The sequence below is a fragment of the Stutzerimonas stutzeri genome, assembly GCF_002890915.1.
Classification (GTDB): Bacteria; Pseudomonadota; Gammaproteobacteria; order Pseudomonadales; family Pseudomonadaceae; genus Stutzerimonas; species Stutzerimonas stutzeri_AF.
Genome location: NZ_POUT01000001.1, coordinates 358,237 through 380,105 on the forward strand (window position 1 = coordinate 358,237; position 21,869 = coordinate 380,105).

General features: G+C 68.1%; 20 protein-coding genes. 7 read left to right on the top strand and 13 right to left on the bottom strand.

Annotation, left to right across the window (positions count from 1 at the left end):
• The first annotated feature begins 264 nt into the window (after positions 1 to 264).
• Positions 265 to 1,254, top strand: coding sequence for a 2-hydroxyacid dehydrogenase (locus CXK94_RS01705; protein ID WP_102893041.1), 990 nt, complete (start codon positions 265 to 267; stop codon positions 1,252 to 1,254).
• Here CXK94_RS01705 and CXK94_RS01710 read toward each other — a convergent pair.
• The 5 genes from CXK94_RS01710 to purE form a co-directional block, all read right to left on the bottom strand.
• Complete coding sequence (locus CXK94_RS01710) at positions 1,251 to 1,922, bottom strand: uracil-DNA glycosylase family protein (protein WP_102893042.1); 672 nt, start codon at positions 1,920 to 1,922, stop codon at positions 1,251 to 1,253. The genes CXK94_RS01705 and CXK94_RS01710 overlap by 4 nt on opposite strands.
• Before the next feature lie 152 nt (positions 1,923 to 2,074).
• The gene (locus CXK94_RS01715) at positions 2,075 to 2,611 is read right to left on the bottom strand and encodes a DUF3299 domain-containing protein (protein WP_102893043.1); all 537 of its coding nucleotides are present in this window, start codon (positions 2,609 to 2,611) and stop codon (positions 2,075 to 2,077) included.
• A gap of 49 nt (positions 2,612 to 2,660) precedes the next feature.
• Entirely contained in the window at positions 2,661 to 2,912 is a 252-nt protein-coding gene (locus CXK94_RS01720) for a GlsB/YeaQ/YmgE family stress response membrane protein (protein ID WP_037041392.1), read from the bottom strand.
• 82 nt (positions 2,913 to 2,994) lie between these two features.
• The gene (locus CXK94_RS01725; RefSeq protein WP_102893044.1) at positions 2,995 to 4,080 is read right to left on the bottom strand and encodes a 5-(carboxyamino)imidazole ribonucleotide synthase; all 1,086 of its coding nucleotides are present in this window, start codon (positions 4,078 to 4,080) and stop codon (positions 2,995 to 2,997) included.
• Positions 4,081 to 4,140: 60 nt separating this feature from the next.
• A complete protein-coding gene (purE, locus tag CXK94_RS01730) occupies positions 4,141 to 4,629 on the bottom strand; it encodes a 5-(carboxyamino)imidazole ribonucleotide mutase (protein ID WP_037041396.1) in 489 nt (162 codons plus the stop codon).
• A gap of 252 nt (positions 4,630 to 4,881) precedes the next feature.
• Between purE and adhP the strand changes: the two genes are divergently transcribed.
• The gene (gene adhP / locus CXK94_RS01735) at positions 4,882 to 5,910 is read left to right on the top strand and encodes an alcohol dehydrogenase AdhP (RefSeq protein ID WP_102893045.1); all 1,029 of its coding nucleotides are present in this window, start codon (positions 4,882 to 4,884) and stop codon (positions 5,908 to 5,910) included.
• A 21-nt stretch (positions 5,911 to 5,931) separates the two neighbouring features.
• On the opposite strand, the gene CXK94_RS01740 is transcribed toward adhP, so the two are convergent.
• A complete protein-coding gene (locus CXK94_RS01740; RefSeq protein ID WP_102893046.1) occupies positions 5,932 to 6,858 on the bottom strand; it encodes a LysR substrate-binding domain-containing protein in 927 nt (308 codons plus the stop codon).
• Between the two features lie 177 nt (positions 6,859 to 7,035).
• Between CXK94_RS01740 and CXK94_RS01745 the strand changes: the two genes are divergently transcribed.
• Both CXK94_RS01745 and CXK94_RS01750 read left to right on the top strand, forming a co-directional pair.
• On the top strand, positions 7,036 to 8,460 hold the full coding sequence (locus tag CXK94_RS01745) for an aspartate ammonia-lyase (RefSeq protein WP_102893047.1): 1,425 nt from the start codon (positions 7,036 to 7,038) through the stop codon (positions 8,458 to 8,460).
• A gap of 88 nt (positions 8,461 to 8,548) precedes the next feature.
• A complete protein-coding gene (locus CXK94_RS01750) occupies positions 8,549 to 9,808 on the top strand; it encodes a dicarboxylate/amino acid:cation symporter (RefSeq protein WP_102893048.1) in 1,260 nt (419 codons plus the stop codon).
• Between the two features lie 83 nt (positions 9,809 to 9,891).
• On the opposite strand, the gene CXK94_RS01755 is transcribed toward CXK94_RS01750, so the two are convergent.
• Complete coding sequence (locus CXK94_RS01755; protein ID WP_102893049.1) at positions 9,892 to 10,710, bottom strand: helix-turn-helix domain-containing protein; 819 nt, start codon at positions 10,708 to 10,710, stop codon at positions 9,892 to 9,894.
• Positions 10,711 to 10,882: 172 nt separating this feature from the next.
• Between CXK94_RS01755 and CXK94_RS01760 the strand changes: the two genes are divergently transcribed.
• Together CXK94_RS01760 and CXK94_RS01765 are read left to right on the top strand one after the other, a co-directional pair.
• Positions 10,883 to 12,298: an alanine/glycine:cation symporter family protein gene (locus CXK94_RS01760; RefSeq protein ID WP_102893332.1), complete on the top strand. Its 1,416-nt coding sequence runs from the start codon at positions 10,883 to 10,885 to the stop codon at positions 12,296 to 12,298.
• A gap of 76 nt (positions 12,299 to 12,374) precedes the next feature.
• Positions 12,375 to 13,367 (top strand): asparaginase, encoded by a 993-nt coding sequence (locus CXK94_RS01765; RefSeq protein WP_037041404.1) that lies wholly within the window; start codon positions 12,375 to 12,377, stop codon positions 13,365 to 13,367.
• 7 nt (positions 13,368 to 13,374) lie between these two features.
• Here CXK94_RS01765 and CXK94_RS01770 read toward each other — a convergent pair whose 3' ends face one another.
• A complete protein-coding gene (locus tag CXK94_RS01770) occupies positions 13,375 to 15,870 on the bottom strand; it encodes a sensor histidine kinase (protein ID WP_102893050.1) in 2,496 nt (831 codons plus the stop codon).
• Positions 15,871 to 16,081: 211 nt separating this feature from the next.
• Here CXK94_RS01770 and CXK94_RS01775 point away from each other — a divergent pair, with 211 nt between their 5' ends.
• A complete protein-coding gene (locus tag CXK94_RS01775) occupies positions 16,082 to 16,891 on the top strand; it encodes a substrate-binding periplasmic protein (RefSeq protein ID WP_102893051.1) in 810 nt (269 codons plus the stop codon).
• Positions 16,892 to 16,929: 38 nt separating this feature from the next.
• On the opposite strand, the gene CXK94_RS01780 is transcribed toward CXK94_RS01775, so the two are convergent.
• From CXK94_RS01780 to oadA, 5 genes are all read right to left on the bottom strand, one after another.
• A complete protein-coding gene (locus tag CXK94_RS01780) occupies positions 16,930 to 17,628 on the bottom strand; it encodes a carbonic anhydrase (protein WP_102893052.1) in 699 nt (232 codons plus the stop codon).
• A gap of 42 nt (positions 17,629 to 17,670) precedes the next feature.
• Positions 17,671 to 18,579 carry a glutaminase B gene (gene glsB, locus CXK94_RS01785; protein ID WP_102893053.1) on the bottom strand — a complete coding sequence of 303 codons (909 nt, stop codon included), beginning with the start codon at positions 18,577 to 18,579 and terminating at the stop codon, positions 17,671 to 17,673.
• A 64-nt stretch (positions 18,580 to 18,643) separates the two neighbouring features.
• On the bottom strand, positions 18,644 to 18,946 hold the full coding sequence (locus CXK94_RS01790) for a P-II family nitrogen regulator (RefSeq protein ID WP_037041411.1): 303 nt from the start codon (positions 18,944 to 18,946) through the stop codon (positions 18,644 to 18,646).
• A 1-nt stretch (position 18,947) separates the two neighbouring features.
• Positions 18,948 to 19,889: a sodium-dependent bicarbonate transport family permease gene (locus tag CXK94_RS01795; protein WP_102893054.1), complete on the bottom strand. Its 942-nt coding sequence runs from the start codon at positions 19,887 to 19,889 to the stop codon at positions 18,948 to 18,950.
• Positions 19,890 to 20,060: 171 nt separating this feature from the next.
• Positions 20,061 to 21,866, bottom strand: coding sequence for a sodium-extruding oxaloacetate decarboxylase subunit alpha (gene oadA, locus CXK94_RS01800; protein WP_102893055.1), 1,806 nt, complete (start codon positions 21,864 to 21,866; stop codon positions 20,061 to 20,063).
• Positions 21,867 to 21,869 lie beyond the last annotated feature (3 nt).

Here is a 21,869-nt window from a genome sequence, read left to right on the forward strand (position 1 = left end):
CTGCAATCGCCGCGGGACGCACCTCCACGGGGTCCGGTGTGCACCCGCTGTTTGTGGGAGGCCCGACCTCGGGGCGATGCTTTTAAACTTCTGGCAGGCCTGCTATCGCCGCGAGAGGCGCCTCCCACAGGGTCCAGCGTGGGCTGGTTGGTTTTGTGAGAGGCCGCGCCCGCTCCCAGGCGATGCTCTTGAACTTTTCTGCTTAAGTGACAGCATGGCCTGCGATAAAACGGGCCAGGCCACTCATGTCCACAGAGGCTCCGCATGCGCATCACCCTGTTCAGCAGCAAAACCTACGACCGCGACAGCTTTCTCGCCGCCAACCGGCCGCATGGCTTCGAGTTGCATTTCCTCGAAGCCCGCCTCGATCCGGACACCGCCACATTGGCGGCGGGGGCGGAGGTGGTCTGCCCGTTCGTCAACGACGTGCTGTCGGCACCGGTGCTGGAGAAGCTCGCGGCCGGCGGCACGCGGCTGATCGCGCTGCGTTCGGCCGGCTACAACCATGTCGACCTGGCCTGCGCCCAGCGCCTCGGCCTGCCGGTGGTGCGGGTGCCGGCCTACTCGCCGCACGCGGTAGCCGAACACACCGTGGCGCTGATCCTGGCGCTCAACCGGCGCCTGCCGCGCGCCTACAACCGCACCCGTGAAGGCAATTTCTCGCTGCAGGGCCTGACCGGCTTCGACCTCATGGGCAAGCGCGTCGGCGTGGTCGGCAGCGGGCAGATCGGCACGGTGTTCGCACGCATCATGCAGGGCTTCGGCTGCCAGGTGCAGTTGTACGATCCCTTCCCCAACCCCGAACTGGAACAGCTGGGCATGCGCTACGTGGCGCTCGACGAGCTGCTGGCCAGCAGCGACATCGTCAGCCTGCACTGCCCGCTCACCGCGCAGACCCGGCACCTGATCGACCAGGACAGCCTGGCCAGCATGAAGCGCGGCGGCATGCTGATCAACACCGGCCGCGGCGCACTGATCGACACCCCGGCGCTGATCGGCGCGCTGAAGAGCGGCCAGTTGGGCTACCTGGGCCTGGACGTCTACGAGGAGGAGGCCGGGCTGTTCTTCGAGGACCATTCCGGCCTGCCGCTGCAGGACGACGTGCTGGCCCGCCTGCTGTCGTTCCCCAACGTGATCGTCACCGCGCACCAGGCCTTTCTCACCGAGGAGGCGCTGGCAGCCATCGCGGCCACCACGCTGGACAACGTCGCCGCCTGGCGGGCCGGGGCGATGCGCAATCAGGTCAGCGATTAACGCTCGAGCTGGCGCAGACGCGCCTCGAGCAACGCCGGGAAGCGCTTGAACCAGGTCTGGTTCAGCGGCGACGGGTGCGGCAGCGGGTGCAGGACGAACGCGCGGGCATGGCCCTGCGGGTCCTGCAGCTGCACCTCGAGGTCGGCCGTGAAGCGGTCTTCGCGCGACCAGAAGTCGTCCAGGCGTTGGCGCTGCTCGCGCGGCTGGTCGATGCCGAACCAGAGGAACGCCTCGCGGCCGAGGGTGACGATGTGCCGGCCATGCCAGCTATCCACCAGCAGCTGGCGCATCCGCGGATGGAAGCGGCGCTTGACCGCCATCGACCAGGCCTTGTTGCCGAGCGGCTTGTACGGCACGGTGTTGATCCAGAAATAGTGCCGGCCAAGGGACCGCCCCGCCTCGAAATCCGGCATCTGCTCGCCATGCAGGTGGCGGTAGAGCACGCGCCGCACGATCTGCCCGCCGGAGCCGATGAACGGCTCGCCATGGCGCACCTCCTCGCGGCCCGGGTCACGGCCGAAGAAGCAGATCGGCGCGTCGGCGTCGCCCAGGCCGATGATCGGCTCCAGCGGGTCGCGCTCGAAGGTGCGGTAGACCTGCTCGTCGATCCCCGCGGTATCCTCGGCGAGGGCGCGGAAGGCCTGGCGTTGTTCGCTATCCAGCGGCATTCGGGGCTCCTTGGAAACTGTCTGGGCGGGCGATCGGGCGCACTCGTAGGTTGGCGCTGAGCGCAGCGAAGCCCAACAGGGATCGGCATGCACCTGTTGAGCTTCGTCGCTACGCTCCTCAGGCTACGCGCCCCGAGCCAACCTACGACGCCTCAGAGATCATCTTCGTCGACCAGTTCGACGGCGTCGGCGTCGAGTGCGTAGGCCGCGTCGGCCAGGTCGTTGCTGACCGGTTCGACCTGCAGCCGGCCGTCGACCCACAGCGGCGCGTAGATGTCTTCCAGGGCGATGCCCTTGGGGTAGCGCACCAGCACGATCTGGTTCGGCGGTGGCGGCGGTACGTGGATGCAGGCGCCGGGATAGGGCACCAGGAAGAACTCGGTGCTGCGCCCGCGGGCATCGCTTTCCAGCGGCACCGGGTAGCCGCCGAGGCGAACCTCGCGGCCGTCCAGTGCCGCCACGGTCTTGGCCGAGTACATCACCGCCGGCAGCCCGGCCTCCTGCCTGAGCCCGCCCTGGTCGCTGAAGCCCAAGGCCTCGGGGGTCGCGTGGTCGATCTCGGGCATTTCCTCCAGTGCCTGGCGATCCTCGGGCGGCATCAGTTCGAGCCAGTCGAGTTCCGGCAACGCGGCGTGGGTGGTGGAAGCGAGTACGAGGCAGCAGAGCAGCGAAACGATGAATGGGCGCATGGCGGCTACGTGGAAAATGAACGGGGCCGCGGAACGGCCCCGCGGCGAGTCAGTGCTTGCGGCTGGTCACCACGCCGTAGATCACCAGCAGGATGATCGCACCGACCACGGCGCCGATAAAGCCCGCGCCCTCGCCGGCCTGGTACAGGCCGAGCGCCTGGCCGCCGTAGGTGGCCAGCAGCGAGCCGCCGATGCCCAGCAGGATGGTCATGATCCAGCCCATGCTGTCGTCGCCGGGTTTGAGGAAACGCGCGACGAGGCCGACGATCAGGCCGATGATGATGGTGCCGATGATGCCCATGAATATGCTCCTCAGGTCCGAAAGGGTAACCAATGGACCCGAGGGCTCTGGCACCGTTCGCCGCAGCCGGACGGCCGGGCGGTCACGGGTGGGGGATCAGCGTCTCCACGGCGGTGATCTGCCGGTCCAGGGTGGCGCGGTCGGGGCAGCGCAGCGTCGCGTGGCCGACCTTGCGTCCGGCCTTGAAGGCCTTGCCGTAGTGGTGCAGGTGGCAGTCCTCGATGGCGACGACCCGGGCCACCTCCGGCACCTCGCCGATGAAGTTGAGCATGGCGCTCTCGCCCAGCTTGGCGGTCGAGCCCAGCGGCAGGCCGGCCACCGCGCGCAGGTGGTTCTCGAACTGGCTGCACTCGGCGCCTTCGATGGTCCAGTGCCCGGAGTTGTGCACGCGCGGGGCGATCTCGTTGGCCTTCAGGCCGCCGTCCACCTCGAAGAACTCGAAGGCCAGCACGCCGACGTAGTCCAGCTGCTCGAGCACGCGGCCGACGTAGTCCTCGGCCAGCGCCTGCAGCGGGTGGTTGCTGCTGGCCACCGACAGGCGCAGGATGCCGCTCTCGTGGGTGTTGTGCACCAGCGGGTAGAAGCAGGTTTCGCCGTCGCGGCCGCGCACGGCGATCAGCGAGACCTCGCCGGTGAACGGCACGAAGCCTTCGAGGATGCACGGCACGCTGCCCAGCTCGGCGAAGGCACCGGCGACGTCGACGGGCTTGCGCAGCAGCTTCTGGCCCTTGCCGTCGTAGCCCAGGGTGCGGGTCTTGAGCACCGCCGGCAGGCCGATGGCGGCCACTGCGGCATCGAGGTCGTCCTGCGACTGGATGTCGGCGAATTCCGGGGTGGGGATGCCGAGGTCCTTGAACATGGATTTTTCGAACCAGCGGTCGCGGGCGATGCGCAGCGCTTCGGCACTCGGGTAGACCGGCACGAACTGCGAAAGGAAGGCCACGGTCTCGGCCGGCACGCTCTCGAACTCGAAGGTCACCAGGTCCACCTCGTCGGCCAGCCGGCGCAGATGTTCCTTGTCGTCGTAGTCGGCGCGGATGTGCTCGCCGAGGGCCTGGGCGCAGGCGTCCGGCGCCGGGTCGAGGAAAGCGAAGCTCATGCCCAGCGGAGTGCCCGCCAGGGCCAGCATGCGGCCCAGCTGGCCGCCACCGATCACACCAATTTTCATAACTCACGGCCCTTCGTTAGGCGGCCATCCGCGCGCGCCGATGGCAAGTGTAGAACCCGCTCAGCCGCGCGGGTCCGGGTTGTCCAGCACGGTCTGGGTCTGCTCGTCGCGGAATGTCTTCAGCGCGGCGTGGTACTCGGGGAATTCGTGGCCGAGGATGCTCGCCGAAAGCAGCGCCGCATTGACCGCCCCGGCCTTGCCGATGGCCAGGGTCGCGACCGGCACGCCGGCGGGCATCTGCACGATCGACAGCAGCGAATCGACGCCGGAGAGCATCGACGACTGCACCGGCACGCCGAGCACCGGCAGGTGGGTCTTGGCCGCGCACATGCCCGGCAGATGCGCGGCGCCGCCGGCACCGGCGATGATCACGCGCAACCCGCGGGCTTCGGCCTGTTCGGCGTACTGGAAGAGCAGGTCCGGGGTGCGGTGGGCGGAGACCACCGTCACTTCGTGGGGAATGCCCAGTTTTTCCAGCATATCGGCGGTGTGGCTGAGGGTGGACCAGTCGGACTTGGAGCCCATGATCACGCCTACCAGTGCGGTCATCGTCGTGCCTCTCTTCGGCGCCTGCGGGCGCATCAGGAACAACGGCCGCGCTGAAGCCAGCGCGGCCGTGCAGGAAACATGGCCGGAACCGGTCCGACCGAGGGCCGCGCAGTATAGCGCAAGCCCCGGCCCGCCGGCACCCGCGACCATGCGCGCGGCAAAGTTCTGAATAGGCGCTAGAGTTGCCCGAAGTCAATTGCGATGCCTTTCAGGAGCGCAGACTGGGCGTTCCTATGCACAGGAGACTCCCCCATGACCCAGACCATGAAAGCCGCCGTGGCACATGCCTTCGGCGAACCGCTGCGGATCGAGGAAGTGAAGGTCCCGCTGCCCGGCCCCGGGCAGATCCTGGTGAAGATCGAGGCCTGCGGCGTCTGCCATACCGACCTGCACGCGGTGGAAGGCGACTGGCCGGTGCGCCCCAGCCTGCCGTTCATTCCCGGCCACGAGGGCGTCGGCTACGTCGCCGCGGTCGGCAGCGGCGTGACGCGCGTCAAGGAGGGCGACCGCGTCGGCGTGCCCTGGCTGTATAGCGCCTGCGGCTGCTGCGAACATTGCCTGACTGGCTGGGAAACCCTCTGCGCCGCGCAGCAGAACACCGGCTATTCGGTCAATGGCGGCTACGCCGAGTACGTGCTGGCCGACCCCGACTACGTCGGCCTGCTGCCCAAGGCGGTGGCGTTCGACGAGATCGCGCCGATCCTCTGCGCCGGGGTCACGGTGTACAAGGGCCTGAAGATGACCGAGGCCCGTCCCGGCCAGTGGGTCGTGATTTCCGGCGTCGGCGGGTTGGGCCACGTCGCGGTGCAGTACGCACGGGCGATGGGGCTGCACGTGGCGGCGGTGGACGTCGACGACGCCAAGCTGGAGCTGGCGAAGAAACTCGGCGCCAGCCTGACCGTCAATGCCCGCAGCGAGGACCCGGTGGCGGTCATCCAGCACGAGATCGGCGGCGCCCACGGCGTGCTGGTCACCGCGGTCTCCAACAGCGCCTTCGGCCAGGCCATCGGCATGGCGCGCCGGCGTGGCACGGTGGCGCTGGTGGGGCTGCCACCGGGCGACTTCCCCACGCCGATCTTCGACGTGGTGCTCAAGGCCATCAGCATCACCGGCTCGATCGTCGGCACCCGCGCCGACCTGCAGGAAGCGCTGGACTTCGCCGCCGAGGGCCTGGTCAAGGCCACCATCCATGCCGGCCAACTGGACGACATCAACCAGATCTTCGACCAGATGCGCGCCGGCACGATCGAGGGCCGCATCGTGCTGAACATGGCCTCGTAGCGCTTTTCGCGATAACGGGCCCTAGCGTTCGAGCGGCGCGGCGGCCGGCTGGCCGGCGCCGCTTTCCAGCTTGCGCCAGAGCAGCCGCACCGGCGCCTTGCGCACCAGCGCACAGCGGTACAGGCGGATCTCCAGCGGCACCCGCCAGTGCGCCCCGCCGCTGACCACCAATTCGCCCCGCGCCAGTTCGGCGCTCACGCTCAGGCGCGGCACCCAGGCCAGGCCGAGCTTCTGCATCGCCATGCTCTTCAGGCTGTCGGCCATGGCCGTCTCGTAGACCGTGGTCGAGCGCAGCCCGCGCTGGCGCAGCAGCGCGTTCACCGAACGGCCCAGCGAGGCGCCGGCGCTGTAGGCCAGCAGCGGCACGCTCTGCCCGCCGTCGGGATCGAACAGCGGCGCGCCGGCCTCGTCCACCGCGGATACCGGAACGATCTCGGTGCGCCCCAGCGCCAGCGAGGGGAACAGCTCGGGGTCCATCTGCAGGGTCGCCTCCGGATCGTGGTAGGCGAGGATCAGGTCGCAGGCGCCTTCGCGCAGCGAGTGCACCGCCTCGCCGACGTTGGTCGCCACCAGCCGGCTGTTGACCGGCACGCCGTCGCGGCGCAGCTGCGCCAGCCATTCGGGGAAGAAGCCCAGCGCCAGCGAATGCGCCGCGGCGATCTGCAGCACCTCGCCACGCTGGCCCTCCAGGTTGTGCAGGTAGCGCACCACCTCGCCGACCTGCTCGACCATGTTGCGCGCCGTGACCAGGAACAGCTGGCCGGCCTCGGTCAGCTCCACCGGTGTGCGCGTACGGTTCACCAGGGTCAGCCCTAGGGTGTTCTCCAGGCTGCGGATGCGCCGGCTGAACGCCGGCTGGGTGACGAAGCGGCGCTCCGCCGCCTGGGAAAAGCTGCGCGTCGCCGCCAGCGCGACGAGATCTTCCAGCCATTTGGTCTCGATGTTCATGCGGCCCTCCCGGCGCTGCCTGTGCACAATAACGCTCGTCGACCGAACGGCGTCACAGCATCATTATGCCGATCATGCATGGGGCAGCGGATAACGGCATTGGCCGCCTGGCGGCCGTAACCCTTATGTTAGCGCCTGTCGCGGCCACTGCCGCTTTCCCCCTGGATAAGAGTCATCATGTCCTGTGCTGCATCCTTTCGCCTCGAAAAAGACCTGCTTGGCCCGCTCGAAGTACCCGCCGATGCCTATTACGGCATCCAGACCCTGCGCGCGCTGAACAACTTCCGCCTCTCCGGCGTGCCGCTGTCGCACTTTCCCAAGCTGGTGGTCGCCCTGGCCATGGTCAAGCAGGCCGCCGCCGACGCCAACCGCGAGCTGGGGCATCTCGCCGAGGCCAAGCACCAGGCGATCAGCCAGGCCTGCGCGCGGCTGATCCGCGGCGAGTACCACGAGCAGTTCGTGGTCGACATGATCCAGGGCGGCGCCGGCACCTCGACCAACATGAACGCCAACGAGGTAATCGCCAACCTGGCGCTGGAGCACATGGGCCACGCCAAGGGCGAGTACCGCCACCTGCACCCGAACAACGACGTGAACATGGCGCAGTCGACCAACGACGCCTACCCCACCGCCATCCGCCTCGGCCTGCTGCTCGGCCATGACACCCTGCTGGCCAGCCTCGACAGCCTGGTGCAGGCCTTCGCCGGCAAGTCGGCCGAATTCGCGCACATCCTCAAGATGGGCCGCACCCAGCTGCAGGATGCGGTGCCGATGACCCTCGGCCAGGAATTCCGCGCCTTCGCCACCACCCTCGGCGAGGACCTCGAACACCTGCGGTCGATCGCCCCGCAGCTGCTGGTCGAGGTCAACCTCGGCGGCACCGCCATCGGCACCGGCATCAACGCCGACCCCAGCTATCAGGCGCTGGCCGTGCAACGCCTGGCCACCATCAGCGGGCAGCCGCTGAAACCCGCCGCCGACCTGATCGAGGCCACCTCCGACATGGGCGCCTTCGTCACCTTCTCCAGCATGCTCAAGCGCCTGGCGGTGAAGCTGTCGAAGATCTGCAACGACCTGCGCCTGCTCTCCAGCGGTCCGCGCACCGGCATCAACGAGATCAACCTGCCGCCGCGCCAGCCGGGCAGCTCGATCATGCCGGGCAAGGTCAACCCGGTGATCCCCGAGGCGGTCAACCAGGTGGCGTTCGAGGTGATCGGCAACGACCTGGCGCTGACCCTGGCGGCCGAGGCCGGGCAGCTGCAGCTCAACGTCATGGAGCCGCTGATCGCCTACAAGCTGTTCGACTCGATCCGCCTGCTGCAGCGCGCCATGGACATGCTGCGCGAGCACTGCGTCAACGGCATCAGCGCCAACGAGGCGCACTGCCGCCAGCTGATGGAGAACTCCATCGGCCTGATCACCGCACTCAACCCCTACATCGGCTACGAGAACGCCACGCGCATCGCCGGCCAGGCACTGCTCAGCGGGCGCGGCGTGCTGGAGCTGGTGCGCGAGGAGCGGCTGCTGGACGAAGCCACCCTGGCCGACATCCTGCGCCCGGAAAACATGATCGCGCCGCGCCTGGTGCCGCTGAAGGCCTGATCACCCCGCCGGCCCGGTCACATGGCCGGGCCTCGCTGCGGGCCGCCCGCCGCGGCCCGTCCGCACAATAACAACAACAGGAAATTCCATGACCCAGAGTACGACCCTCTCCGCCCCTCTGCGCCTGCTCGTCCGCCTGCCGCTCTGGCAGCAGATTCTCATCGGCCTGGCCCTCGGCGTCGCCGCCGGCATGGCCTTCGGCGCGGATGCGCAGCTGCTGGCCCCCGTCGGCACGCTGTTCCTCAACGCGATCAAGATGCTCATCGTGCCGCTGGTGTTCGTCTCGCTGGTGGCCGGCATCACCTCGATGCACGACAGCGCCAAGCTCGGCCGCATCAGCCTCAAGACCATCCTCATCTACCTGCTCACCACCGCCTTCGCGGTCAGCATCGGCCTGTTGTTCGGCGCGCTGTTCAGCCCCGGCGAAGGGATGCACATGGTCGCCAGCGGCAGCCAGGAGGCCAAGCAGGCGCCCTCGCTGGTGTCGATCCTGGTCGGCCTGGTGCCGGCCAACCCGGTCACCGCCTTTGCCGAAGGCAACATCCTGCAGATCATCGTCTTCGCCATCGCCCTGGGCGTGAGCATCAACCTGATCGGCGAGCGCGGCGCGCCGGCGGTGCGCCTGTTCGATGCGCTGGCCGAGACCTTCTACAAGCTCACCGACCTGGTGATGCGCGTCGCGCCGATCGGCGTCTTCGCCCTGACCGCCGGCGTGGTCGGCAGCCATGGCGCCGAAGTGCTGCTGCCGCTGGCGGGCGTGATCGGCGTGATCTACCTGGCCAGCATCGCCCATGTGCTGCTGGTCTACGGGGGGCTGCTCGGCCTGCTGGGGCGGCTCAATCCGCTGCGCTTCTTCCAGGGTATCGCCCCGGCGCTGGCAGTGGCCTTCAGTACGTCCAGCAGCTCAGGCACGTTGCCGGTGTCGATCGAATGCGCACGCAAGAACCTCGGTGTGTCCGAGGGTGTGGCCGGTTTCGTGCTGCCGGTGGGCGCCACCATCAACATGGACGGCACGGCGATCTACCAGGGCGTGCTGGCGCTGTTCATCGCCCAAGCCTTCGGCATCGACCTGGGCGCCGGGCAGTACGCGATGATCATCCTCACCGCGACGCTGGCCTCCATCGGCACCGCCGGCATCCCCGGCGCCGGGCTGATCATGCTCGGCCTGGTGCTCACCGCCGCCGGCCTGCCCCTGGAAGGCGTGGCGCTGATCGCCGGGATCGACCGCATCCTCGACATGGCGCGCACCACGGTGAACGTCGCTGGCGACCTGATGACCACCACCCTGGTCGGGCGCAGCGAGCAGGAGTTGGATCGCGCGATCTACGACAGCGGCAACAAGGAGTGAGCGCCCCGCAGCTTGCCAGCGCGCCTTGCTTCAAGCAGGAATCGCCGAGCGCTCGGGCCGTAGCCGTTAGCGCAGGGAATGCCTCAGTCGATACCGAACAGCCCGTTCTCCACGTGCGAGGTCGCCAGACGCTCGCGGATCTCCGGGTCGATGCGCGGGTCGTCCGGGCTGTAGAGCATCACCTGGCGATAGGCGCTGACGCGGTTGATCTCCTTGCCCAGGAATTCCCAGACCACGCGGGTGCAGGCCGGCGTACGCCGATCGCCCGAGGAGACGCCGGTCTTCAGCCCGTTGAGGCGGGTGATGCGGCTCTTGAAGCTGGGAATGAGGATGGTCTGGCTCATCTCGTTGAGCGTCAGCGACTCGTAGTCGATCAGGAACAGGCGGTCCTGCAGGCCGAACGCAGCGCCCAGGTAGCGACAGCGAACCCAGTCCTCGGCCTGGCCGAGCGTCGGGCTGGCGCGTTCCTGGCGCTCCTGGCGCTCGAACAGGTACAGGCCGTTCTCCTCGCGCAGGTGCACCAGGGAGATCAGCACGCTGCCCGGCACCGACAGGCAGTTGGCGTATTCGAAGTAGTAGCCGCAGTAGCGCGACAGGCTCGTGGCCTGCTCACGCAGCGGCTGCAGCAGCGTCAGCAACGGATCGTCCCGCGGCCCGGCCTGGGCCTCCGGGTGGCGCGCACCGACCAGCCGGGCGAACTGCTCCGGCGGCATCTCCAGCTCGTAGCCTTCCACCCCGAAGAAGTCGCCGATGCGCTTGAGGTTGAACGGCGTCGGCCGGCTCTGCCCGCCCAGGTACTTGTTGAACTGGGCGCGATTGATGGCGAGCTTGCGGCACACCTCGGCGATGGAGCGGTAATGGCTGCACAGCAGCTTGAGATTTTCGGCGAGGTGGGAGGTCACAAGCGTTGGCCCTGATCTGACGCGAGTGTCGCCATTCTAGCATCAGGTCGCGTCATATCGCGGCCAGCCGCGAAATTGCTCCGCGTACCCCTGCTGTTGAAACATCCCCGGCTTGCACGGCGCAGCGGCGCGCGCCGGACGCCCTAACAACGACAACAAGGTGAACATCGCCATGCTCGACCTTCTCAACGACCTTATCTGGAGCAAACTGCTGATCGTCATGCTGATCGGCCTGGGCTTGCTCTTCACCATCCGCTCCGGCTTCGTCCAGTTCCGCTATTTCGGCAACATGTTCACGATCTTCGGCCACGCCTTCGAGCGGCAGCCGGGGCAGCTCTCCTCCTTCCAGGCGCTGATGCTCTCGGTGGCCGGCCGGGTCGGCGCGGGCAACATCGCCGGGGTCTCGGTGGCGATCATGCTCGGCGGCCCCGGCGCAATCTTCTGGATGTGGGTGGTGGCCCTGGTGGGCATGGCCACCAGCTACTTCGAGTGCTCGCTGGCGCAGCTGTACAAGCGCCGCGAACCGGACGGAACCTACCGCGGCGGCCCGGCGTTCTACATCCAGCACGGTCTGGGCCAGCGCTGGCTGGGCATCGTCGTGTCGATCCTGCTGCTGATGACCTTCGGCTTCGGCTTCAATGCCGTGCAGTCGTTCACCGTCGCCAGCTCGCTGCACGACACCTTCGGCGTACCCACCGTGGCCAGCGGCATCGCCCTGACCCTGGTAATCGGCGGCATCATCTTCGGTGGCATCCGCCGCATCGCCAAGTGGGCCGACGTGCTGGTGCCGGTCATGGCCTTCTCCTACCTGGGCATGGCGCTGTTCGTCATCGGCAGCAACACCAGCGCGGTACCGGAAACCTTCGGCCTGATCTTCCGTAGCGCCTTCGGCCTTGAGCAGGCCTTCGCCGGCGGCATCGGCGCAGCCATCCTGATGGGCGTCAAGCGCGGCCTGTTCTCCAACGAGGCGGGCCTGGGCAGCGCGCCGAACGTCGCCGCCGTGGCCGAGGTCAAGCACCCGGTGGCACAGGGCATCGTGCAGTCGCTGTCGGTGTTCATCGACACCATCATCCTGTGCAGCTGCACCGCGCTGATCATCCTGCTCTCCGGCGCCTACGAGCCGGGCATGGACCAGGCCGGCGTGGTGCTGACCCAGACCGCCGTCGCCGCCGTCGTTGGCGAGTGGGGCCGGGTATTCGTCAGCATCGCGCTGCTGCTGTTCGTGTTCACCACGCTGATCTACAACTACTACCTGGGCGAGAACGCGCTGGGCTTCTTCACCGAGAAGCGCACCCCGGTGGTGATCTATCGCGTGCTGGTGATCATCCTCGTGCTCTGGGGTTCGGTGCAGGACCTGGGCACCGTATTCGCCTTCGCCGACGTCACCATGGGCCTGCTCGCGATCTGCAACCTGATCGCCCTGGCACTGCTGTTCAAGGTCGGCCTGCGCCTGATGCGCGACTACGACAACCAGCGCAAGGCCGGTGTAGAGTCGCCGGTGTTCGATCCCGCGCAGTTCGCCGATCTCGATCTCGACCCTGCCGCCTGGCCGGCCAAGGCCGGGGACGACGCCGCCGCTCGTTCCTGAGGCTTTTTGTAGGAGCCCGGGGGACGCCCAGGCTCTTACAGGGACCGCATCAACTCCCACCCTTCGAGGAGATCCCATGCCGGCTTCCAGAAAACTCCTGGTGCTGTACACCGGCGGCACCATCGGCATGCAGCAGAGCGCCGACGGGCTGATGCCCGCCTCCGGCTTCGCCGAGCGACTGCGCGCCCAGCAGGCCTTGCACCCGGAACGGCAGCTGCCGGAGTGGCAGTTCCGCGAACTGCTGCCGCCGATCGACAGCGCCAACATGAACCCGCACAACTGGCTGGCCATGGTCGCGGCCATCCGCCGCGGCGTCGAAGCGGACGGTTGCGACGCCGTGCTGGTGCTGCACGGTACCGACACCCTGGCCTACAGTGCCGCGGCGCTGAGCTTCCTGTTGCTGGGGCTGGGGCTGCCGGTCGTGCTGACCGGCTCCATGCTGCCGGCCGGCGTGCCGGGCAGCGATGCCTGGGACAACCTGTTCGGCGCCATGCAGGCGCTGCAGCTTGGGGTGGCGCCCGGCGTGCACCTGTACTTCCACGGTGCCCTGTTGCATGGCGCACGCGCCAGCAAGCTGGGCACGGCGACTCTCGACGCCTTCGCCGAGCCGCCACGCCAGCGCCGCGGCCAGCGCGCCGCGGCCATTCCGTCCAGCCTCGATTACCGCACCCCGCGCCGGCCGGTCGATCTCGCCGTGCTGCCGCTGTTTCCCGGCGTGCAGGCCGCCCAGCTACGGGCGCTGCTGGCCAGCGGCGTGCAAGGGCTGGTGCTGGAATGCTACGGCAGCGGCACCGGGCCGACGGACGATGCCGAGCTGCTGGCCGCGCTGCAGGAGGCACAGGCGAACGGCGTGGTGGTCGTCGCGATCAGCCAGTGCCCGCAGGGGCACGTCGAGTTCGGCCTGTATGCCGCCGGCAGCAAGCTGGCCGCCTGCGGGCTGTTGAGCGGCGGCGGAATGACCCGCGAGGCGGCGCTGGGCAAGCTGTTCGCCCTGCTCGGCGCCGGGCTGGCGCCGGCCGAGGTGGCGCACTGGTTCGCCCTGGACCTGTGCGGCGAGCGCGCCGACTGAGCAATCCTCAGCCTTCGCCGTCCCCGTCGGGCGCACGCGCCAGTTCGATCCAGAAACGGCTGCCGACGCCCGGCTCGCTGTGCAGGCCCATCTGGCCATTCATCAGCCGGGCGAACTCCAGGCACAGCGACAGGCCGATGCCGGTGCCCTGGATCACGCTGTTCTCCCGACCCAGGCGCTGGAAGGGTTCGAAGACCTGCCCCTGCTGCTGCGGGTCGATGCCCAGGCCGGTGTCCTCCACCAGGATGCGCACGCAGGCGCTGCTGGCTTCCACGCGCAGGCCGATGCGCCCCTGCGGGACGTTGTACTTCATCGCGTTGGACAGCAGGTTCAGCAGCACTTGGCGCAGGCGCAGCGGCTCGGCGAACACCCGCAGCCGCGCCTCCGGCAGCTGCAGGTCCAGCTCCAGGCCGCGCTGCTGGATTTCCAGGGTGATCATCTCGGCACACTCGCGGACCAGGTCGCGCACCTCGACCGCCTGCAGTTCGAGCCGCGGCCGCTCCGTCTGCAGGCTCGACCACTCGAGGATCTCCGCCAGCAGCTGGTTGAGGTGGCGACTGGCGAGGAGGATTTCGTCCAGGTATTCGGCGGCCTCGGCCTGGCTCTCGTCGTCGCAATCCATGCGCATCAGCTGGGCGAAGCCGAGGATCGCATTGAGCGGGGTGCGCAGTTCATGGCTGATGCCCGACAGCAGGTGGCTCTTCGCCTCGCTGGCGGCCTGCGCCTGCAACGTCGCCGCGCGCAGCTCTTCCTCGCCACGCTTGAGCGCATCGATATCCACATGGGTGCCGGCCAGGACCCAGGCCAGGCCGGTCTGTGGGTCGCATTCGAGCACCCGCCCGCGGGTCAGCAGCCAATGGTAGCGGCCCGTGGCGTCGGCGAAGCGGTACTCGGCCTCGTAGCGCTGCTGCAGCCCCTGCTGGATTCGCTGCACTTGCGCCAGCGCCGCCGGCAGGTCGTCGGGGTGAATGCGCTCGCGGAAGCGCTCGCCGTTGAGCCGCCCGGACGGTAGCCCGAAGCGGCCGACCATGTTGCCGCGCAGCTGCAGCATGCCGTCGCGCAGGTCGTACTCCCAGAGGCTTTCGGTGGCGCTCTCCAGCACCAGCTCCAGGCGGCTCTGGGTATGCGAGCGCTGCGTCTCGCTATGCTCCAGCTGTTGGCCGATGGCCAGGGTGTGCCGGGCCATCTCGTCCAGCTCGCGAATCTGCGCCTGCACCGGTTGCGGGCGCCAGCGGCCCAGGCCGATCTCGCCCATCGCCCGCGAGATACCGGCGATCGGCCTCAGCAGCGCCTGGCTGAGCCGGCGTGCACGCCACCACATGAAGGCGAAGAAGCCGATGTAGAACAGCACCAGGCCGGCGATCAGCAGGTAGCCGAGATGCTGGTAGCGGCTGGCCAGGGTGTGGGTCTGGCGGAACACCTCGGCCTCGTCGACCACCGCCAGCAAATGCCAGCCGGTCTGCGCCACGGTGGTCCAGGCCACCAGCTGCGGCCGGCCACCAAGCCTGACCTGCTGCACCCCGCGGATACGCCCGGCGATGGCCGCGGCCAGCTCGGCGGTCTCGCCGCGCCGGTCGAGGCGGAAGTCCTCGGGCTTGAACATCTCCCGGCGGATCGCCTCCAGGTAGGAGTGATCGGTCAACTCGGCGAGGCCGAAATCCTTCTCGCCGGGCTCGGGCAGCGCCATGATCGACAGGTCGTCGTCGACCAGCAGGGCGTAGCCGCTCCAGGGCACCCGCAGCTGGCCGATCTGCTCGAGGATGCCGCTGACGGTGATGTCGATACCCACCACCCCTTCGAGGAAATCGCCGCGGTACACCGGGGCGATGGCCGACATCATCCAGCCGTGCCCGGCGGGGTCGAGGTAGACCTCGGTCCAGACCACGCCATGCGCCGGGTTGTGCGCGGCATCGGCCAGGTAATAGAAGTTGTAGGCGGGGATATCCATGTCCGCCGGGTACTGGTCGAGGGTGAAGAACCAGGGGTAGATGTGGTTGAGGCTGTCCCAGCTGTTGAAGTACAGGCTGGCCACCAGCGGATGGCGCGCCTTCAGCTCCCTCATCAGCGGCTCGAGACGGCGCAGCCGGGCGATCTTGTCCAGATCCTGCCGCCCGGCCGGGGTGGCGCTGGAATAGAAGACCGCCGCGCCACCGTCGTCGGCCGGGCTGTAGCGCACCCCGCCGGGGCTCAATGCCAGCGCCGGCGGCAGCGCCGGTTCGCCGGCGAGCAGGGCGTCGGCGGTGAGGTTGCGGTACAGCTCGGTCAGCGCGGCGATCTGGCTCAGTTGCTCGTTGATCAACCGCGATTCCAGGTTGACCGAAGCCTGCAGGTCGGTCAGCGCGGTCTGGCGCAGGTGCTCGATCTGCGCGTCGCGAATGGCGCTGTTGGTCAGCAGGTAGACGGCGATGAGTGCCGTTTCCACCAGGATCAGCGGAATCAGGGCACTGCGAACGAAGGCACGCCAGATCCACTGGCGCAGCCCGATGGGACGTCTCGTGGGCACGACTGGGCTCCAGCGAACCGCGGGCGGGGCGCTAAGTGAGAGGACTGGCGGCAGCGCCGGATCATAGCATCAAGCTCGGAAAAACCCATTCCCGCCCGTTGAGCGGCCATGCCCGACCGTCCGGGACTCGCGCCAGTGGCGAGGCGGGCAGAGGCCCGCTACCCTTGCCCGCGCCAACAATAAAAACAAATCGCATCAAGGAGCCGATGTCATGGCCAGATCCAGCACCGCCTGCGCGCTGTTCGCCCTGCTGCTGACGGGCGCCGCCGGCGTCCATGCCGAGTTGCCGGACAACTACCGCGTCATCCTGCAGACCGACAACTTCCCGCCGTTCAACATGGCGCCCAACCTGAAGAACTTCGCCCGCGGCGACGAAGTGCAAGGGATCGGCGCCGACACCGTGCGGGACATCTTCAAGCGCGCCGGCATCGCCTACAGCCTGGCCCTGCGCGGGCCCTGGAGCAGGCTCTACGAACAGACCCTGCAGGACGCCGACCACGGCCTGTTCTCGGTCGCCCGGACCACGCAGAACACCGGGCTGTTCAAGTGGGTCGGCCCGCTGGCGCACCACGACAGCGTGCTGCTGGCACTGCCCGAGCGCGGCCTGAAGCTGCAAAGCCTGGCCCAGGCCGGCAGCTATCGGATCGGCGGCTACAAGAACGGCAGCGTGAACCTCTACCTCGAGAGCCAGGGCCTGGCGCCGGGCGACAGCCTCAGCGACCCGGAAAACCTGCGCAAGCTGCTCGGCGGGCGGATCGACCTCTGGGCCGTCGCCGACCCGGTGTGGCGCTACTACGCGCGCCAGCAGGGCGTGGAGGAACGGCAGTTGCAGGTGGTGCTGAACTTTCGCAGCGAGCCGCTCTACCTGGCGCTGAGCCGCGACACGCCGGACGAGGTGGTCGAGCGCCTGCAGCAGGCACTCGACGCGGTCATCGGCGAAGGCTACGCCGGCTGCAGCAAGACCCCCGATCTCTGCTACCTGATCCGCGATCGCGGCAAGGTGCTCGCCGGCAGCCGCTGAGCGCGCCCAGGGGACGCGCCGCAGCTCGTGGCCAGGCTTCAGCCCTGCAGGTAGCGCGGCTTGGGCGTGGCCATCGGCAGCGGGCCGTCGCCGATCAGGCGGAACCTGCCCTGCTCGGCGTCGTAGGCGCGGATTTCGCTGGTCTCGATGTCGTACAGCCAGCCATGGATGAACAGCTGCCCGCTGGCCAGGCGTGCCGCCACCGAGGGGTGGGTGCGCAGGTGGTCGAGCTGGGCGACGACGTTCTCCTCGGTGAGGATGCCCAGGGTGTCGTGGTTGGCGCAGCCGCAGTTCTGCTCGACGACGATCTTCGCCACCTCGGCATGCCGCAGCCAGGCCTTCACCGTCGGCATGCGTTCGAGTTCGGCGGGGTTGAGCACCGCCTTCATCGCACCGCAGTCGGAATGACCGCAGACGACGATGTGCTGCACGCCGAGGGCCATCACGGCGAACTCGATCGCAGTGGAAACGCCACCGTTCATCTGCCCGTACGGCGGCACCACGTTGCCCACGTTGCGGGTGACGAACAGGTCGCCGGGCGAGCTCTGGGTGATCAGCTCCGGAATGATCCGCGAGTCGGCGCAGGTGATGAACATCGCCCGCGGCGTCTGCTCGTAGGCGAGCTTCTTGAACAGTTCGCGCTGCTGCGGGTAGACCTCCTCGCGGAAGCGCTTGACGCCTGAGACGATGTGTTCGAGGGCCTCCTGGGCGGTTTCGCTCGTCTTGCCGTCGCTCATGTTCAGTTCTCCAGTTGCAAAGGTAGGCGCCATCACGGCGCGTCAGAATACGGACCAGCCGATGCGCTGCGACAGCGCCTCCAGCGCGGCCATGCCGATCAGCGAGTTGCCGGCGGCGTTGAGCTCCGGCGACCAGACGCAGACGGTGAAGCGGCCGGGTACCACCGCGGCGATGCCGCCGCCGACGCCGCTCTTGCCGGGCAGCCCGACCCGATAGGCGAAGTTGCCGGCCTCGTCGTAGAGGCCGCTGGTAGCCATGATGGCGTTGACCTGCTTGGCCTGACGCGGCGCCAGCACGGCCTCGCCGCTCTGCGGGCAGACGCCGTCGCGGGCGAGGAAGCCGAACGCACGGGCCAGGTCGACGCAGCTCATGCGCAGCGCGCAGTGGTGGAAATAGCTGCGCAGCACCGCCTCGACGTCGTTGTGGAAGTTGCCGAACGACTGCATCAGATAGGCCATGGCGGCGTTGCGCGCGCGGTGCTGGTACTCGGACTCGGCGACGCGGGTATCCGAGACGATCAGCGGGTTGCCGGACAGGTGGCGGACGAAGTCGCGCATTGACAGTTCTGGCGTGGCGAAGCGCGACTGGTTGACGTCGCAGATCACCAGCGCACCGGCGTTGATGAACGGATTGCGCGGCCGGCCGCGTTCGAATTCCAGCTGCACCAGCGAATTGAACGGTTGCCCGGAGGGTTCGTGGCCGAGGCGCTCCCATAGCGATTCGCCGCGATGACCGATGGCCTGCACCAGGCTGAACACCTTGGAAATGCTCTGGATCGAGAAGGGCGTCTGCGCGTCGCCGGCGTGGAACAGCTCGCCGTCGGCGCTGCACACGGCGATGCCCAGCTGATCGGGCGCCACGTCGGCCAAGGCCGGGATGTAGCTGGCCACACGGCCCTGCCCGAGCAGCGGGCGCACCTCGTCGAGAATCTCCTGCAACAGCGCGTGCATCGTCAGCTCCATCGGTCCTGGTGGAGGATGGACGCCCGCGCGGGCCACGGCATCACAGCGCGGCTCAGAACTTCTCCGGGCGCAGCACTTCCACCTCGGCCAGGTAGCAGACCATGGCGAAATTGGCGTAGTAGCGCGCCTGCAGGTGCTCGGCGATGCGCTCGGCCAGTTCGCGGTTGCAGATCACTTCCAGGCGGATGTTGCCGTCGCTGTCCCAGCCGGCGCTGCGCACGCCGCGGCTGCCGCTGCCGCGGGCGTCGGACAGGGTCCAACCGGGGGCGCCGAGGGTTTTCAGGTCGGCCTCCAACTTGTGCTCCAGCGCCGCCTCGCAGATCACGGTCAGCAGTGTTCGATTGTGCGCGTTCATCTCAGAACCCCCAGGCGATCAGCCGCTCGGCCAGGGCCAGGTAGAGCGGAATGCCGATCAGGATGTTGAACGGAAAGGTGATGCCCAGCGACGCGGTCAGCGACAGCGACGGATTGGCCTCCGGCACCGCCAGACGCATCGCCGCCGGTACCGCGATGTAGGACGCACTCGCCGCCAGCGTGGCGAGCATCGCCGTGCCACCCAACGAGAGCCCCATGAAGCGCGCCAGCAGCGCACCGATCAGCGCACCGATCAGCGGCATCGCCAGGGCGAAGGCGGCGAGCTTGACCCCGTAGCGCTTGAGCGAGCCGAGCTGGCCGGAGGCGATCAGGCCCATCTCCAGCAGGAAGAACGCCAGCACCGGTTTGAACATGCTGGTGTACAGCGGCTCCAGCGGCTTGATCGCCTCCTTGCCGGCGATCGCCCCGATCAGCAGGCCGCCGAGCAGCAGCATGATGCTCTTGCCGAGGAAGATCTCGCGGCCCAGCTCCTTCCAGTCGGTATCGCGCGAGACGCCCTTGGCCAGCAGGATGCCCACCAGGATCGCCGGAATCTCGAGGATCGCCACGAACAGCGGCATGTAGCTTTCGAAGAACATCTCGCGCGCCGCCAGGTACGCCACCACCACGGCGAAGGTACCGGCGCTCACCGAACCATAGTGCGCCGCCACCGCCGCGGCGTTGACCCGGTCGAAGCGCAGGCCGCGCAGCAAACCGAACGCCAGGATCGGCAGCAGCACGCCCAGCGCCAGCACCAACAGCGACTGGCCGAGCAACGCCGCACTGGCCTGCTCGGCCAGCTCCACCCCGCCATGCAGACCGATCGCCAGCAGCAGTACGATCGACAGCGTCTCGTAGAGCGCTGGCGGTAATTTCAACTCGCTCTTCACCAGCCCGGCGAACAGGCCGAAGACGAAGAACAGCACTACCGGGTCGATGCCCATCTAGATTCTCCACGGCTCGGAAATTGAGCTGCCCGAAAAAAAGGAGCCGCATGGGCTCCCAAAGGGGACGCGTTGCCAGCGCCGCGCGTTCCGCTGTCCGTTGCGCAGCCCGACCCGGCGAGACAGGACGACGCTGGCCTGGCGCAAGCGGATCGCCGCGCCAGCCTTCACTCAGCCCTCGATCTCGATCAAGACTTCTCCCGGATTCACCCGGTCACCTTTGCCGACGTGCACGGCCTTGACGGTGCCGGCGATCGGCGCCTGGATCTCGGTTTCCATCTTCATCGCCTCGCTGACCAGCACGGCCTGGCCGGCCTTGACCGCATCGCCTTCCTTGACCAGCACGTCGACCACGTTGCCCGGCATGGTGGTGCTGACGTCGCCCGGCGCGCTGGCCTGCTTGCGCTTGCTGCCGCCGGCGCCGACGAAGTCGTTGAGCGGCTCGAACACCACTTCCTCCGGCATGCCGTCGATGGACAGGTAGAAGTGGCGCTTGCCCTCGGCCTTGACGCCGACCCCGGTGATGTCGACGCGGTAGCTCTCGCCGTGCACGTCGATGACGAACTCGGTCGGCACGCCTTCCTGGCCGGCGACGCCCGCGGTACCGGGAATCGGCAGCAGCGCCTCGGGCTGCAGGGTGCCGGCCTCGCGCTCCTCGAGGAACTTGCGGCCGATGTCGGGGAACATGGCGTAGGTCAGCACGTCCTCCTCGCTCCTGGCCAAGGCGCCGATGTCCTTGCGCAGCTTGTCCAGCTCGGGCAGCAGCAGGTCGGCCGGGCGGCCCTCGATGACCTCCTCGCTGCCGATGGCCTGGAAGCGCAGGTGCTCGTTGACCGGCGCCGGCGCCTTGCCGTAGCGGCCCTGCAGGTAGTACTTCACCTCGGTGGTGATGGTCTTGTAGCGCTCGCCGGCGAGCACGTTGAAGAACGCCTGGGTGCCGACGATCTGCGAGGTCGGGGTGACCAGCGGCGGGTAGCCGAGGTCCTTGCGTACCTTGGGAATCTCGGCCAGCACTTCGTCCATGCGGTGCAGCGCGCCCTGCTCCTTGAGCTGGTTGGCGAGGTTGGAAATCATCCCGCCGGGGACCTGGTTGACCTGCACGCGGGTGTCGACGCCGGTGAATTCGCTCTCGAACTGGTGGTACTTCTTGCGCACGGCATAGAAGTACAGGCCGATCTCCTGCAGTAGTTCCAGATCCAGGCCGGTGTCGTACGGCGTGCCCTTGAGCGCAGCGACCATCGACTCGGTGCCCGGATGGCTGGTGCCCCAGGCCATGCTGGAGATGGCGGTATCGATGCGGTCGGCGCCGCTCTCGATGGCCTTGAGCTGGCACATGCTGGCCACGCCGGCAGTGTCGTGGGAGTGGATCACCACGTCCAGCTCCGGCAACGCCTGCTTCAGCGCCTTGACCAGCTCGCCGGTGGCGTAAGGGGTGAGCAGCCCGGCCATGTCCTTGATGGCGATGGAGTCGATGCCCATGGCCGCCATCTGCCGCGCCTGCTCGACGAAGGCCTCGACGGTGTGCACCGGGCTGGTGGTGTAGGCGATGGTGCCCTGGGCGTGCTTGCCGCTCTTCTTCACCGCGCGGATGGCGGTTTCCAGGTTCCGTACGTCGTTCATCGCGTCGAAGATGCGGAACACGTCGATGCCGTTCTCCGCCGCCTTGGCGACGAAGGCTTCGACCACGTCGTCGCTGTAGTGGCGGTAGCCGAGCAGGTTCTGCCCGCGCAGGAGCATCTGCAGGCGGGTGTTGGGCAGCGCCGCCTTGAGCTGGCGCAGGCGCTCCCAGGGGTCTTCCTTGAGGAAGCGCACGCAGGCATCGAAGGTCGCGCCGCCCCAGACTTCCAGCGACCAGTAGCCGACGCGGTCGAGCTTGTCGCAGATCGGCAGCATGTCCTCGGTGCGCATGCGGGTCGCCAGCAGCGACTGGTGGGCGTCGCGCAGGATGGTGTCGGTGACCGTAATCTTCTTGCTCATGGT

Excerpts from the sequence above, each read along its gene's own strand:
- CXK94_RS01705 (WP_102893041.1), top strand. The coding sequence starts at position 265 with ATGCGCATCACCCTGTTCAGCAGCAAAACCTACGACCGCGACAGCTTT.
- CXK94_RS01710 (WP_102893042.1), bottom strand. The coding sequence starts at position 1,922 with ATGCCGCTGGATAGCGAACAACGCCAGGCCTTCCGCGCCCTCGCCGAG.
- CXK94_RS01715 (WP_102893043.1), bottom strand. The coding sequence starts at position 2,611 with ATGCGCCCATTCATCGTTTCGCTGCTCTGCTGCCTCGTACTCGCTTCC.
- CXK94_RS01720 (WP_037041392.1), bottom strand. The coding sequence starts at position 2,912 with ATGGGCATCATCGGCACCATCATCATCGGCCTGATCGTCGGCCTCGTC.
- CXK94_RS01725 (WP_102893044.1), bottom strand. The coding sequence starts at position 4,080 with ATGAAAATTGGTGTGATCGGTGGCGGCCAGCTGGGCCGCATGCTGGCC.
- purE (WP_037041396.1), bottom strand. The coding sequence starts at position 4,629 with ATGACCGCACTGGTAGGCGTGATCATGGGCTCCAAGTCCGACTGGTCC.
- adhP (WP_102893045.1), top strand. The coding sequence starts at position 4,882 with ATGACCCAGACCATGAAAGCCGCCGTGGCACATGCCTTCGGCGAACCG.
- CXK94_RS01740 (WP_102893046.1), bottom strand. The coding sequence starts at position 6,858 with ATGAACATCGAGACCAAATGGCTGGAAGATCTCGTCGCGCTGGCGGCG.
- CXK94_RS01745 (WP_102893047.1), top strand. The coding sequence starts at position 7,036 with ATGTCCTGTGCTGCATCCTTTCGCCTCGAAAAAGACCTGCTTGGCCCG.
- CXK94_RS01750 (WP_102893048.1), top strand. The coding sequence starts at position 8,549 with ATGACCCAGAGTACGACCCTCTCCGCCCCTCTGCGCCTGCTCGTCCGC.
- CXK94_RS01760 (WP_102893332.1), top strand. The coding sequence starts at position 10,883 with ATGCTCGACCTTCTCAACGACCTTATCTGGAGCAAACTGCTGATCGTC.
- CXK94_RS01765 (WP_037041404.1), top strand. The coding sequence starts at position 12,375 with ATGCCGGCTTCCAGAAAACTCCTGGTGCTGTACACCGGCGGCACCATC.
- CXK94_RS01775 (WP_102893051.1), top strand. The coding sequence starts at position 16,082 with ATGGCCAGATCCAGCACCGCCTGCGCGCTGTTCGCCCTGCTGCTGACG.
- CXK94_RS01780 (WP_102893052.1), bottom strand. The coding sequence starts at position 17,628 with ATGAGCGACGGCAAGACGAGCGAAACCGCCCAGGAGGCCCTCGAACAC.
- glsB (WP_102893053.1), bottom strand. The coding sequence starts at position 18,579 with ATGCACGCGCTGTTGCAGGAGATTCTCGACGAGGTGCGCCCGCTGCTC.
- CXK94_RS01790 (WP_037041411.1), bottom strand. The coding sequence starts at position 18,946 with ATGAACGCGCACAATCGAACACTGCTGACCGTGATCTGCGAGGCGGCG.
- CXK94_RS01795 (WP_102893054.1), bottom strand. The coding sequence starts at position 19,889 with ATGGGCATCGACCCGGTAGTGCTGTTCTTCGTCTTCGGCCTGTTCGCC.
- oadA (WP_102893055.1), bottom strand. The coding sequence starts at position 21,866 with ATGAGCAAGAAGATTACGGTCACCGACACCATCCTGCGCGACGCCCAC.